The following is a 12,320-nucleotide window of genomic DNA, read 5'->3' as shown; positions in this document are numbered from 1 at the left end:
GACAGTGCCTTCATGATCTATCTCCATGACATAGACCCCATCGCCTTCAGCCTGGGGCCGATCTCGGTGCACTGGTACGGCATCATGTATCTGCTGGGCTTCGGCGCCGCCTGGTGGCTGGGCCGGCAGCGGATCCTCGCCGGGCGCCTGCCGGGCGTGAGCATGAACGGTTTTTCGGACCTGCTGTTCTACGCCATGCTCGGCGTGGTGCTGGGCGGGCGCATCGGCTACATGCTGTTCTATGCCACCGCCGAGTTCCTGCATAACCCGTTGCTGCTGCTGCGCGTATGGGAAGGTGGCATGAGCTTCCATGGCGGCCTGCTCGGCGTGCTGATCGCCGGCTGGTGGTGGACGCGCAAGCAGCGCCAGCACTTCTTCGACACCATTGATTTCGTCGCGCCGCTGGTGCCGCTGGGCCTGGGCTTCGGCCGGCTGGGCAATTTCGTCGGCGGTGAGTTGTGGGGCAAGTTCACCCATTCCGGCTGGGGCGTGGTGTTCCCGCATTCGCCGTTGAAGGACGTGCCGGCGGGCCTGCCGACGATGGAGCAGCTGATGTCGGCCGCGCAGATCAAGCAGGACTTCGCCGCCGGGCTGCTTACCCAGTACGCGCGCCATCCCTCGCAGTTGTATGAAGCGGTGCTGGAAGGGCTGGTGATGTTCGTGGTGTTGTGGCTGTACTCGATGAAGCCGCGCCCGCGTTACGCCGTGTCCGGCCTGTTCGCGTTGATGTACGGCGCCTTCCGTTTCCTGGTCGAGTTCGTGCGCATGCCCGACAACGGCGCCTACGTGGCGTTTGACTGGCTGACCCGTGGCCAGATCCTGAGCCTGCCGCTGATCGCGCTGGGCGTGATCCTGCTGGTGATGTCGCGCCGTGCCCCGGTGCTGCAGCCGGTCCTGCCGCTGGAGGAAAAAGCGTGAAGCCCTACCTGGATCTGCTGCGGCACGTGCTCGAGCACGGCAGCGAGAAGTCCGACCGCACCGGCACCGGCACGCGCAGCGTGTTTGGTTGGCAGATGCGCTTCGACCTCAACGAAGGCTTCCCGCTGGTCACCACCAAGAAGCTGCACCTGCGCTCGATCATCCACGAGCTGCTGTGGTTCCTGAAGGGCGATACCAACATCGCCTACCTGAAGGACAACAACGTGCGGATCTGGGACGAGTGGGCCGATGCCAACGGCGACCTCGGTCCGGTCTACGGCAAGCAGTGGCGCAACTGGGCCACCGCCGACGGGCGCGAGATCGACCAGATGCAGTGGTTGGTCGAGGAGATCAAGCGCAACCCGGATTCGCGCCGGCTGGTGGTCAGCGCATGGAACGTGGGCGAGTTGTCGCAGATGGCGCTGATGCCCTGCCACAACCTGTTCCAGTTCTATGTGGTCGACGGCAAGCTCAGCTGCCAGTTGTACCAGCGCAGCGGCGACATCTTCCTCGGCGTGCCGTTCAACATCGCCAGCTACGCGTTGCTGACCCACATGGTGGCGCAGGCCACCGGCCTGGGCGTGGGCGATTTCGTGCACACGCTGGGTGATGCACACCTGTATTCCAATCACTACGAGCAGGCGCGCGAACAGTTGTCGCGTGCGCCGCGCGCGCTGCCGACGCTGTGGTTGAACCCGGAGGTCACCGACCTGTTCGGTTTCCGTTTCGAGGACATCCGTATCGACGGCTACGACCCGCACCCGGCGATCCAGGCACCGGTGGCGGTGTGAGCCTGGGGATGGGAACGGCGAACGGCGAAGCGGCAACCCCGGTGCAGCTGCGGCTGTCGATGATCGCCGCGCTGGACCGCAATCGCGGCATCGGCCAGGACAACGGCATGCCGTGGCACCTGCCGGATGATTTCAGGCACTTCAAGACGCTCACGCTGGGCAAGCCGATCCTGATGGGGCGCAGGACCGCGCAGTCGCTCGGTCGCGCGCTGCCGGGGCGGACCAACCTGGTGCTGACCCGCAGCGGCCAGGTGCCGTTCGAGGGCATGCAGGCGGTGGCATCGCTGCAGCAGGCGCAGGCCATCGCGCTGGCGCAAGGCGCGTCCGAACTGTGCGTGATCGGCGGGGGTGAGATCTACCGATTGCTGATCGATCAGGCCACCGACCTGTACCTGACCTGGGTGGACGCCGAGGTGGTGGCCGATACGCATTTCCCGGCCGTGGACCCGGCCCAGTGGCAGGAAGTGGACAGCCAGCCGCACGCGGCCGATGCGCGGCACGCCTACGCGTTCCGCTTCGCCCACTACATCCGCCGGTAGGCGCGGCCTAGCGGGTAGGAGCAGCCTCGGCCGCGAAGCCGGCGCCGTTTCAGGTTGCCGGAACAAACAACCCCTCCCCAACCCTCCCCTTGGCTGCGCCAAAGGGAGGGGGCAACAGCGGCTGCGCGATGATCTGAGCGCTCGCAGGGCGGTGATCCGAACGACGCTCGCACGGCGATGATCTGAACGCTCGCAGGATCCGCCCCCTCCCTTTGGCGCAGCCAAGGGGGGGCTGGGGTGGGGTAAGCCTTTGCCTTAACCCGGCATCCGGTAATGCCCAATGATCGTGTGCCGGAACAACAGGTCTTCCTCCTGCGTACCGCGCGCGATGTTGTGCAGCACCAGCGGCGTGCCATCGTCCAGCAGGCGATCGGACACGATGCCCACGTGCAGCAAGCCATTACCGTTGAGCTTCCACGCGACGATGTCGCCGGGCGCGTAGTCGCCCGGTTGCGCGCTGATCGGCAATTCCCAACCCTGGCGCTGCATCCAGCGCATCTGGTTGGGCACGCGCCGGTGGTCAATGTTGCGGTCCGTGCGCGACAGGCCCCATAGCGGGGGGTACTCGGAAAAGTGCGCGCGCATGTCCTCATGGATGCGCGCTTGCAGGTCGATGCCGACCCCGCGCAATGCGCGTACCACCACGTCGGTGCAGACCCCACGGTCCCATGGAGGATCGCCTTCGGGATAGGCCAATGCGAAGTAGGCCGGGTCGTAACGCACGGTCACGCCGACCTGCGCACGTGCCGCGGCCACCAGCGGTACGGACGTGACCGCCGGTACCTGGGCACGCGAAGGCGGCAGTTCAGTGGAGTGGGGGACTTCCTGCCGGCAGGCGCCGAGCAGGACGGAGGCCATCAGCAGCAGGGCTGATGGCCCGCGGATCATTCACCCGGCCCGACGGTGGGCGGAGCGCCGTGGGTGCCGGCATTGTTGCCACCGCCATTACCCGCACCCGGTCGTCGACGGCGCGGGCGACGGCGCGGTTCGCCGCGCGCGGGCTGCTCGCCGCGGGGCTCGGCCGGGCGCTCCGGCTTGGGTTTGCGCGGCGGATGCGCACCGGGGACCAGCGCGGGTACGTCACGGCCCGGCACCTGCACCATGCGCAGGTCCTCGCTGTCCAGCTGCAGCGCGGTGAGCTTGCCGCCCCAGACCGCACCGGTATCGATGGCGTGCACGCCCTGGGTGATGGTCAGGCCCAGCGCCGACCAGTGGCCGCAGACCATCTTCAGCTCGCGCTCCACGCGGCCGGGTACTTCGAACCAGGGGTACATGCCCTGCGGTTGGGTGCCGGGCGTGCCCTTGTCCTCCATGCCGATGCGGCCACTGGGGGTGCAGTAGCGCATGCGGGTGAAGATGTTGATGATCGCGCGCGAGCGGTCATAGCCGCTCAGCCCCGGCGACCAGGCCGGCTTGTCGCCGTACATGTTGCGGAACAGCTTGCGGTAGCCGTTGCCGTGCAGTTGCTGCTCGACCTCGCGGGCATGCTTCTCGGCCAGGGCGACGGTCCACTTCGGCGCCAGCCCGGCATGGAACATCATCCAGCCCAGTTCGCGGTCGGCGTGCACCAGCTTCTGCAGGCGCAGCCAGTCGAGCAGGGTGTCGCGGTCCTCGGCCAGCACGATGCGCTGCAGGTCCGGGTTGACCTTGCGCTGCTCCTCTTCGCTGCGGGCGCCGATGGCCAGCAGCGACAGGTCATGGTTGCCCAGCACCACCACGCTCTGCTCGCGCAGCGAATGCACCAGGCGCAGGGTCTCCAGCGATTGCCCGCCACGGTTGACCAGGTCGCCGCAGAACCAGAGCCGGTCTACGGCGGGGTCGAAGTTGATCTTCTCCAGCAGCGACTGGGTGACGTCGTAACAGCCCTGCAGGTCGCCGATTGCCCAGGTCGCCATCAGTGCAGCGTCCTGGGAATGGACAGCACGAACGGTGCGATCGGCGCGGCGAACTCGGTGCCGTCGTCGGCGAGCATGTCGTAGTGGCCCTGCATGGTGCCGTACTCGGTGCCGATCATGACGCCGGAGGTATAGCTGAACTCCTCGCCCGGGCGCAGCCGTGGCTGTTCGCCGACCACGCCGTCGCCGTCGACGTGCTCGACCCGGCCCTCGCCGTCGGTGATGCGCCAATGGCGGCTGATCAGCCGCGCGGGGACGCTGCCGCGGTTCTGGATGCGGATCGTGTAGGCGAACGCGAAGCGCCCGTCTTCAGGGGCCGACTGGTCGTCGATGAAACGAGGGGAAACCTCGATCTCGATCGCGTAGTGGCGGGATTCTTCCATGGGGGGAGTGTAAGCAAAAGCAGGTGATCGGTTTGCGCAGATGTCGCACTCAGGCGTGCGGTACGTTCGCAAGTCGGATGAAATCGGCCACTTCCAGCTGTTCGGCGCGGGCGTCGCTGCGGACCCCGGCGGCGGCGAAGCCGGCTTCGTCGATGACGCCGTTGAGGGCGTTGCGCAGCGTCTTGCGGCGTTGCCCGAAGGCGGCCTTGACCACCTCGGCGAAGCGTTTGGGGTCATCGATGCCGATTGTGGCGGGGTCGCGCGGCACCAGCCGGGCCACGGCAGAGTCCACCTTCGGCGGTGGCCGGAACGCGCCTGGGGGCACCACGAACAGCGACGTCACCTCGCACCAGGCCTGCAGCATCACGCTCAGGCGGCCATAGACCTTGCTGCCCGGGCCGGCGGCCATGCGGTCGACCACTTCCTTCTGCAGCATGAAGGTCATGTCCGAGATCGCCGCGGCGTGCTCCAGTGCATGGAACAGGATCGGCGAGGAAATGTTGTAGGGCAGGTTGCCGACCAGGCGGATCTTTCCGCCAGCGGCCAGCGCGGTGAAATCGACCTGCAGCACGTCGCGGTGGACGATGGTCAGCTCACCCAGGGGCGCGGCGGCCTCGGTCAACGGTGCGATCAGGTCGCGGTCGAACTCGATGACGGTCAGCTTCGGGTGGCGGCGCAGCAGCGGGAAGGTGATGGCACCCTGGCCCGGGCCGATCTCGACCAGGCGGTCGCCGTCCTTCGGGTTGACCGCCATCACGATCTTTTCGACGTAATGCGTGTCGGCCAGGAAGTGCTGGCCCAGCTGCTTCTTCGCCGGCGCGGTGAAACCTGCGCCGGCGCGCGGGGGATGGGAGGAATTCATGCGGTGATTTTACGTTGTGCGGCCAGCCTGGCGCACAGTTCCGTGGCGGCGAACAGGCTGGAGGGGTCGGCGATGCCCTTGCCGGCCAGGTCCAGCGCGGTGCCGTGGTCCACCGCCACGCGCGGGTAGGGCAGGCCGAGGGTGATGTTGGTGGCCTGTTCGAAGCCGCTGTACTTGAGCACCGGCAAGCCTTGGTCGTGGTACATGGCCAGCACGGCGTCGAAGCCGGCCAGCTTGGCCGGCAGGAAGGCGGTATCGGCAGGCAGCGGGCCGATCAGGGCGATGCCCTCGGCGCGCAGCTGGTCCAGCAGCGGGATCATTACGTCCAGCTCCTCGCGGCCCAGATGGCCATCCTCGCCGGCGTGCGGGTTCAGCCCGAGCACCGCGATGCGGGGCTCGGCCAAGCCGAAGTCACGGCGCAGCGCGCGATGGGTGGTGAGGATGACCTTGCGCAGGCCGTCTGCGGTGATCGCGTCGGCGACCTCGCGCAGCGGCAGGTGGGTGGTGGCCAGCGCGACGCGGACGATGTCGTTGGCCAGCATCATCACCACCTCGACCCCGGCCTGCTGGGCCAGCAACTCGGTGGTGCCGCTGTAGGCGATGCCGCCGTCGTTGATGACGGCCTTGTGCACCGGGCCGGTCACCACGCCATCGAGCGCGCCGTCCAGGCAGGCTTGCCCGGCCCCGTGCAAGGCATCGATCACCGCGCGCGCGTTGCGTGCGTCGGCATATCCAAAACGGCTGGGGACGGCATTGGTGACCGGGCGCAGGCGCAGGTCACCGGGCTGTTGGGCCAGGGCGTGTTCGGGTAGCAGTTGCAGCGGCAGCTGCAGCGCGGCAGCGGCGTCGCGCAGGGTTTGCGGGTCCGCAAACGCCAACAGCCGGCAATCACTGCGCGGCTGTTGGGCAAGGCGGATACACAGTTCCGGGCCGATCCCGGAGGGCTCGCCCGGGACCAGAGCGAGCTGGGGAATCATGGCTTACGGCTTGGCCGGTTCGGCGGCCGGCTCGGCGGTGCCTTCGGCGCGGTCGCCGCTGCGGAAGCTGACGTAGGCATCGCCACGCAGTTCCTGCAGGAAGCGGTTGTACTCGTCGTCGAGCTTGCGGCGACCGATCTGGTCACGGATCTGCGCGCGCTTGTTGTCGTCGGTGACATCGGTCTGGCGCGTACCCACGCGCTGCACGATGTGCCAGCCGGCATCGGTGCGGAACGGTGCGGTCACGCCACCATCGCTGACGCCTTCGATCTGCTTGCCGAAGTCCGGGCCGAAGGCATCGGCCGGGAACCAGCCCAGGTCACCGCCCTGGCCACGGCTGTTGGCATCGTCGGAGGACTCCTTGGCCACGGCCTGGAAGTCGGCGCCGCCGGCGATGCGGGCGCGCAGGGTGTCGATCCTGGCCTTGGCTGCCGCCTCGTCCACCTGGTCGGTGATGCGCACCAGGATGTGGCGGGCGTGGAACTCGGTGACCTGCGCGGCGGAGCCGCCGCCGGCCCCGGCTTCACGCACTTCCACCAGCTTGAGCAACTGGAAGCCGCTGGGGCCGCGGATCGGGCCGAGCACGTCGCCGGCCTTCATGTTCTTGATCTGGTTGGAGAACGCGCTGGGGATTTCATCCAGGCTGCGCCAGCCCAGGTCGCCGCTTTCCAGCGCGTTGGGGCTGTCGGAGTAGCGCACTGCCGCCGCGGCGAAGTCCAGTTCGCCCTTGTCCAGCAGGTTCTTGATGCCGTCCACCTTGCTCTGGCCGGTGGCGATCTGCTCGGCGTTGGCGCCTTCGGGCAGGGCGACCAGGATGTGCGCCAGGTGGTACTGCGCGCCGCCGGCGTTCTGCTGGGCCAGGGCCGCGTCCACTTCGCCTTCGCTGACGCTGATGCGGCTCTGCGCGAAGCTCTGGCGCAGGCGCTGGGTGATGATTTCCTCGCGCACCGAGTTGCGGAAGTCGGTGAAGCCGATGCCGTCCTGGGCCAGGCGCTGGCGCAGGCCGTCCACGGTGGTGCCGTTCTGCTGGGCGATGCTGCCGATGGCGTGGTTGAGCTCCTCGTCACCGACGCGGATGCCGCTGCCCTCGGCACGGGCGACCTGCAGCTTGACCAGCACCAGGCGCTCGAGCACCTGGCGCTCCAGCACCGCTTCGGGCGGCAGCTGGGCTTCGCGGCCGGCGTACTGGCCCTTGATGTTGTTGACCGCCCGCTGCAGCTCACTCTGCAGGATCACGTCCTCATCAACGATGGCGGCGATGCGATCCAGCGGCTGCTGCTGGGCAACGGCCGGGGCGGACACGCCGGAAAGCGCCAGCACGCTGGCGAGGACTGCAGAAAGGGTCTTGGTCATGGAATCTGGTTCGGATCGTAGTCGTCATCGTTCGCCTCGATGTTGCTCGGCGGAACGAGGTACAGGTCGTCTCGGTTGTAGCCGAGAATAGCACGGCGCAAGGTGCGGTCTGTGTCCTGCCCGACCGAGCTCAGGCCCTTGAGCACGAACTCGATCTGGAAGGAGTTGTCCAGGTCGCCGTCGCGGTTGCGGACGTAGCGACGGGCCAGGGCGCGGACCGTCAGGCAGCAGCTGTCCCACTGCACGCCGCCGATGATTTCCAGCGGCTTGTTGTCCAGCAGGGAGTAGTAATAGCGGCCGACCACGCTCCAGGTGGGGTTGATCGGGTACAGGAAGGACAGGTCGGCCTGCTCGAGCTGGTCGGTACCGTTGTTCGGGTTGCGGCGGTAGCGGTAGCTCAGGTTGACCACGCCGTCGCCCGGCATCAGGTAGCGGGCGCGGACGCTGGCCAGGTCTTCCTTGCCGTATTTCGGGTTCCACTGGTAGGTGCTGCCCAGTGTCCAGCGGTCGGTGAGCGCCCAGTTGACGTCGGCCACCCACGCCGAGTTGCCCTGCTCGACCGGCGCCTCGCCACTGTTCAGGGTGACGCGGGAGTCGTCGAAATAGGTGATCTGGCCAATGCTCGCCGACAGCTTCTCGCGGCCATCCTCCTGGCGGATCAGACGCGTGGTCAGGGCGGTGGTCAGCTGGTTGGCATCGTTCTGGCGGTCGGCGCCGGTGTAGCGGCTGTCGCGGAACAGCTGGCCCCAGCTGAAGGTGAACGCACGGGTATCGAACAGCGGCAGGTTGCTCTGCTCGCGGTACGGGGTGTTCAGGTAGAAGATCCGCGGCTCCAGCGTGTTCAGGTAGGACTTGCCCCCGAGCGAGGTCTCGCGGTCGAAGAACAGGCCGGCGTCCACGGTGGTGATCGGCAGGCTGCGGGTCGGGGTGCGGTCCGCGCCGTTGGCGACCATTCCGCGGTCCAACTGGTAGGCGGTGTAGCGCCAGGCCAGGGTCGGGGTGATGTACCAGGAGGCACCGGCCAGCGGCATCGACACGTAGGGCTTGATGTCCAGGCGCGAGCCACCGTACATGGGCTGCACCACGCCGGTGCGTTCGTACTCGCCGTCGGCGTTCTGGATCTTGAGGTGGACGTCGTCGTGGGTGAAGCGCACCGCTTCGGCGTAGACGCCAGCTTCGAACCAGCGGCCGAAACTCTCGTCCCAGGTGCCGAAGAAGCGCGGCTCACGGTTGTAGGCCAATGAGCTCTCGGTCAGGGTGTAATCGGTCAGCTGCCAGTGGTCGGCCATCACCCCGGCGGTCCAGCTCCTCCCGGAGCCGTACAGGCCGATGGTGCTCTGCAGGTTGGACGAGGTCACGCCGAGCAGGCGGTTGGAGAAGTCCTCCACGTAGCGCTCGTCGCTGACCCAGCCCAGGTTGGCGCGGGCCTGCCAGTGGCTGTCGATGTTGTGGTACCCGCTGTACTGGATGCGCCCGCGGTCCTTGTCGCGCAGCGAGTCGTTGGGCAGGTAGGCCGTCTCCAGCTGGCCCTTGCCGCCGCTGTACAGGTAGCGGAACTCGTTCTCCAGCATCAGGCCGCGCTTGCTCATGTAGCGCGGGCTCAGCGTGTCGTCGTAGTTCGGTGCCAGGTTGAAGTAGATCGGCTGCTCGTAGTCGAAGCCATTGCGGCCGGACATGCTTAGCTTGGGATACAGCAGGCCGGTCTGGCGGCGGTCGTCGATCGGGAACTTGAACCACGGCGCGTACAGCACCGGCACCTTGCCGATGCGCAGCACGGCATTGCGGGCGGTGCCGAAGCCTTCCTCGTTGTCCACCTCGATCTGCGGGGCCACCAGCTTCCACACCGGCTGCGAGGGGTCGCAGGTGGTGTAGGTGGAATGGTGCATCTGGCCGACCGAGCCCTGCAGGTCGATCGACTCGGCACCGCCGTTGCCGCGCCGCGAGACCAGCTGGTACTGGATGTTGCTGATCTTGTGGGTGTCGGTTTCCTGGTTGCCTTCGGCCCGCTCGGCGACCATGCGGATCGAGGAGTCCGAATAGCGGACGTTGCCTTCGGCGATGTAGTTACCGCTTTCGGTGTCCAGGCGCAGGCTGTCGGTGCCCATGAACTGGTCGCCACGCTTGAGCACCACGTTGCCCTGGTATTCGGGGATCACGGTGGTGCCGGTCAGCTCGTTGCCCTCGATGTCGGTCGGCAACTGCTCGCGGTTGGCCGCGCTTTTCGGGTCGGCCTGCGGGGCCTCCTCGAAGGCGGGCAGGGACTCGGTGGCCGGGCATAGCCCCCAGTTCACGGGCTTGTCATCGGCCATCGCGGGCAGGCAGATGGCGATACCCAGGGGCAGGGGAAGCAGGCGGAAGGCTCGGCGCACGCGGTTCGGATTCTGGGGGAAAACGGTCGCTAGCTTGCCGCATCGCCTGCATGGGGGCAATGAAGGGCACCCGGCGAAGCCGGGTCGGGTTCATCCATCAGGCCGATGGCAGCAGGGCCTGGACATGGGCGACGCTGCATTCGCGCAGGGCCTGCAGGTCGTAGCCGCCCTCCAGCATCGATACCACCCGTCCGCTGCCGTGGCGCTCGGCCAGGGTGACCAGCTCACGGGTCAGCCAGCCGAAATCCTCGGTCTCGACCATCAGGTCGGCCTGCGGGTCGCGCATGTGGGCGTCGAAGCCGGCGGAAATGAACAACAGCTGGGGCTGGAACGCTTCGATCTGCGGCAGCATGTCGTCGGCCCAGGTGTTGCGGAAGCGGAAGCCGCCGCTGCCCGGCGGCAGCAGGATGTTGCACACGTTGCCCACGCCGCGCTCGCGCATGCTGCCGGAGAACGGGAACAGGCCCGACTGGTGGGTGCTGTAGTAGGCCACCTTGGGGTCGGCCTCGAAGATGGCCTGGGTGCCGTTGCCGTGGTGGACGTCGAAATCGACGATGGCGATGCGTTCCAGGCCGTACTTGTCGCGGGCATAGGCCGCGGCCACGGCGATGTTGTTGAACAGGCAGAAGCCCATCGCGGTATCGGCTGTGGCATGGTGGCCGGGCGGGCGCACCGCGCAGAACACGTGGCGGCGGTCGTCCTCCAGCATCACCGCGTCCACGGCGGCGACCCCGGCGCCGGCGGCGTGCAGGGCGGCGCTGGCCGAGCCGGGCGAGGTGAAGGTGTCCAGGTCGATGCGGCGCAGCGGGGCGACCTGGGCGCGCAGCATGTCGTCGATCAGTTCGCGGCTGTGCACCCGTGCCAGCTCGCCGAGCTTGGCCGCCGGTGCCTGCCGCCATTCCAGCTGGTCCGGGAATTCGGCGCGCAGCGCCGAGATCACCGCGTGCAGGCGCTCCGGGGACTCCGGATGGTCGATGCCGGGGTCGTGTTCAAGGCAGGCGGGGTGGGTGAATACCAGCATGGCCGCACTCTGGACCGTCGGCGCCGCGCGTTGCGCGGCGTCCTGGGAGGGGGAAGGAGGGATCAGCCGCGCCGGCGTTCGTGGTTCCAGAGCACTTCACCATGGCCGTCGGCGCGGGCCAGCACCCGGGCCAGCACGAACAGCAGGTCGGACAGGCGGTTCAGGTAACGCACCGCCTCGCCACGGATGTCTTCCTGACGGGCCAGGGCCACCGTCTCGCGCTCGGCGCGGCGCACGATGGTGCGCGCCAGGTGGCAGCGGGCAGCCGCTTCGCCGCCGGCCGGCAGGATGAAGTCCTTCAGCGCCGGCAGGTCGTCGTTGTAGCGGTCCAGGTGCTGCTCCAACGCGTCGATGTCGGCGGCGTGGATGGCGGCGTGGCCGGGGATGCACAGCTCCCCGCCCAGGTCGAACAGCTGGTGCTGGATGGTGGTCAGCAGTGTCCGCACGTCGTCGGGCAGGGGGACCGCCAGCAGCACGCCGATGGCCGAGTTGGCCTCGTCGACGGTGCCGTAGGCGTTGACCCGCAGCGAATCCTTGCCGGTGCGGCTGCCATCGCCAAGGCCGGTGCTGCCATCGTCACCGGTGCGGGTATAGATCCTGGAAAGACGGTTGCCCATGCCGACGCCGTCCTCAGTGGGCGACGCGGCCGGTGGCCGGCTGCTTGGCAACGGCTTCCACGACGACGTGGACCAGGGCGGCGGCGCCGGTGTACAGGGCGGCGGTGCGCAGGTAAGGCAGCAGCCAGTCGGCGTAGTTCTTGGCCCAGCCGGCGACGGTCGGGTCGGCGACCGAGGCGCTGATCCAGTAGAAGCTGCCCTGCGCGATCAGGTGGCACAGCGCGACCGAGCCGACCAGGCTGGCCACCAGCAGGCCCAGCGACTGCCAGCTGGCAGCCTTGTGGAAGCGGCGCAGCAGCATGCCGCCGGCCCACATCGCGAAGTAGGCTGGCACCAGCATCCAGTAGGCGGCCGAGACGCAGTAGTGCTGCCAGAAGCTCATGCCCTGGTTGCTGATCACCGCCCAGTCGACCACCACCGCCAGTGCCATCAGCAGCGGGAAGGCCCAGCGGGTCCAGTCGCGCAAGTAGAAGCCGCCGATGAAGAACACCGCCCAGGAGGCGTCGGGGATCGGCGCGAAATGGTTGATGCGGGTGCCGGCCATCAGCAGCACGAGCAGGGACAGGATGAAGGCACGTTGGACGTTGGCGGTCAT

General features: G+C 67.8%; 13 protein-coding genes. 3 read left to right on the top strand and 10 right to left on the bottom strand.

From position 1 onward, the window contains the following. Positions 1 to 12 precede the first annotated feature (12 nt). From lgt to VA603_RS05795, 3 genes are read left to right on the top strand one after another with little or no spacing between them, the layout of a single operon-like run. Positions 13 to 918: a prolipoprotein diacylglyceryl transferase gene (gene lgt, locus VA603_RS05805; RefSeq protein WP_132864954.1), complete on the top strand. Its 906-nt coding sequence runs from the start codon at positions 13 to 15 to the stop codon at positions 916 to 918. Then, positions 915 to 1,709: a thymidylate synthase gene (locus tag VA603_RS05800; protein ID WP_323438222.1), complete on the top strand. Its 795-nt coding sequence runs from the start codon at positions 915 to 917 to the stop codon at positions 1,707 to 1,709. The genes lgt and VA603_RS05800 overlap by 4 nt, the downstream gene beginning before the upstream one ends. A gap of 47 nt (positions 1,710 to 1,756) precedes the next feature. Further along, entirely contained in the window at positions 1,757 to 2,248 is a 492-nt protein-coding gene (locus VA603_RS05795) for a dihydrofolate reductase (protein ID WP_323438235.1), read from the top strand. Positions 2,249 to 2,503: 255 nt separating this feature from the next. Here the strand turns inward: VA603_RS05795 and VA603_RS05790 are convergent, their stop codons facing one another. From VA603_RS05790 to VA603_RS05745, 10 genes are all read right to left on the bottom strand, one after another. After that, positions 2,504 to 3,106: a DUF1287 domain-containing protein gene (locus VA603_RS05790; RefSeq protein ID WP_323438221.1), complete on the bottom strand. Its 603-nt coding sequence runs from the start codon at positions 3,104 to 3,106 to the stop codon at positions 2,504 to 2,506. A 26-nt stretch (positions 3,107 to 3,132) separates the two neighbouring features. Beyond that, positions 3,133 to 4,143, bottom strand: a complete 1,011-nt coding sequence (locus tag VA603_RS05785) for a symmetrical bis(5'-nucleosyl)-tetraphosphatase (RefSeq protein ID WP_323438220.1) — start codon at positions 4,141 to 4,143, stop codon at positions 3,133 to 3,135. Next, positions 4,143 to 4,526, bottom strand: a complete 384-nt coding sequence (gene apaG / locus VA603_RS05780) for a Co2+/Mg2+ efflux protein ApaG (protein WP_132864950.1) — start codon at positions 4,524 to 4,526, stop codon at positions 4,143 to 4,145. Before apaG ends, VA603_RS05785 begins: the two co-directional genes overlap by 1 nt. A 49-nt stretch (positions 4,527 to 4,575) precedes the next feature. After that, the gene (gene rsmA, locus VA603_RS05775; protein ID WP_323438219.1) at positions 4,576 to 5,388 is read right to left on the bottom strand and encodes a 16S rRNA (adenine(1518)-N(6)/adenine(1519)-N(6))-dimethyltransferase RsmA; all 813 of its coding nucleotides are present in this window, start codon (positions 5,386 to 5,388) and stop codon (positions 4,576 to 4,578) included. Continuing rightward, entirely contained in the window at positions 5,385 to 6,365 is a 981-nt protein-coding gene (pdxA, locus tag VA603_RS05770; RefSeq protein WP_323438218.1) for a 4-hydroxythreonine-4-phosphate dehydrogenase PdxA, read from the bottom strand. The genes rsmA and pdxA overlap by 4 nt, the downstream gene beginning before the upstream one ends. 3 nt (positions 6,366 to 6,368) lie before the next feature. Continuing rightward, a complete protein-coding gene (locus VA603_RS05765; protein ID WP_192286652.1) occupies positions 6,369 to 7,718 on the bottom strand; it encodes a peptidylprolyl isomerase in 1,350 nt (449 codons plus the stop codon). Continuing rightward, a complete protein-coding gene (gene lptD / locus VA603_RS05760) occupies positions 7,715 to 10,087 on the bottom strand; it encodes an LPS-assembly protein LptD (protein WP_323438217.1) in 2,373 nt (790 codons plus the stop codon). The genes VA603_RS05765 and lptD overlap by 4 nt, the downstream gene beginning before the upstream one ends. Positions 10,088 to 10,184: 97 nt before the next feature. Beyond that, on the bottom strand, positions 10,185 to 11,108 hold the full coding sequence (locus VA603_RS05755) for a histone deacetylase family protein (protein WP_132864945.1): 924 nt from the start codon (positions 11,106 to 11,108) through the stop codon (positions 10,185 to 10,187). A 62-nt stretch (positions 11,109 to 11,170) separates the two neighbouring features. After that, positions 11,171 to 11,725, bottom strand: coding sequence for a cob(I)yrinic acid a,c-diamide adenosyltransferase (locus VA603_RS05750; RefSeq protein ID WP_132864944.1), 555 nt, complete (start codon positions 11,723 to 11,725; stop codon positions 11,171 to 11,173). Positions 11,726 to 11,738: 13 nt separating this feature from the next. Then, positions 11,739 to 12,320, bottom strand: a complete 582-nt coding sequence (locus VA603_RS05745) for a hypothetical protein (protein ID WP_132864943.1) — start codon at positions 12,318 to 12,320, stop codon at positions 11,739 to 11,741.

The sequence above is a fragment of the Stenotrophomonas capsici genome (assembly GCF_034961085.1).
Classification (GTDB): domain Bacteria; phylum Pseudomonadota; class Gammaproteobacteria; order Xanthomonadales; family Xanthomonadaceae; genus Stenotrophomonas; species Stenotrophomonas capsici.
Note: the sequence above shows the minus strand (reverse complement) of the source record. Positions and strands in the feature narration are given on the sequence as shown.

Bases quoted from the DNA above. Each gene is read 5' to 3' on its own strand.
- lgt (WP_132864954.1), top strand. From the start codon at position 13: ATGATCTATCTCCATGACATAGACCCCATCGCCTTCAGCCTGGGGCCG.
- VA603_RS05790 (WP_323438221.1), bottom strand. From the start codon at position 3,106: ATGGCCTCCGTCCTGCTCGGCGCCTGCCGGCAGGAAGTCCCCCACTCC.
- VA603_RS05785 (WP_323438220.1), bottom strand. From the start codon at position 4,143: ATGGCGACCTGGGCAATCGGCGACCTGCAGGGCTGTTACGACGTCACC.
- apaG (WP_132864950.1), bottom strand. From the start codon at position 4,526: ATGGAAGAATCCCGCCACTACGCGATCGAGATCGAGGTTTCCCCTCGT.
- rsmA (WP_323438219.1), bottom strand. From the start codon at position 5,388: ATGAATTCCTCCCATCCCCCGCGCGCCGGCGCAGGTTTCACCGCGCCG.
- pdxA (WP_323438218.1), bottom strand. From the start codon at position 6,365: ATGATTCCCCAGCTCGCTCTGGTCCCGGGCGAGCCCTCCGGGATCGGC.
- VA603_RS05765 (WP_192286652.1), bottom strand. From the start codon at position 7,718: ATGACCAAGACCCTTTCTGCAGTCCTCGCCAGCGTGCTGGCGCTTTCC.
- VA603_RS05755 (WP_132864945.1), bottom strand. From the start codon at position 11,108: ATGCTGGTATTCACCCACCCCGCCTGCCTTGAACACGACCCCGGCATC.
- VA603_RS05750 (WP_132864944.1), bottom strand. From the start codon at position 11,725: ATGGGCAACCGTCTTTCCAGGATCTATACCCGCACCGGTGACGATGGC.
- VA603_RS05745 (WP_132864943.1), bottom strand. From the start codon at position 12,320: ATGACCGCCAACGTCCAACGTGCCTTCATCCTGTCCCTGCTCGTGCTG.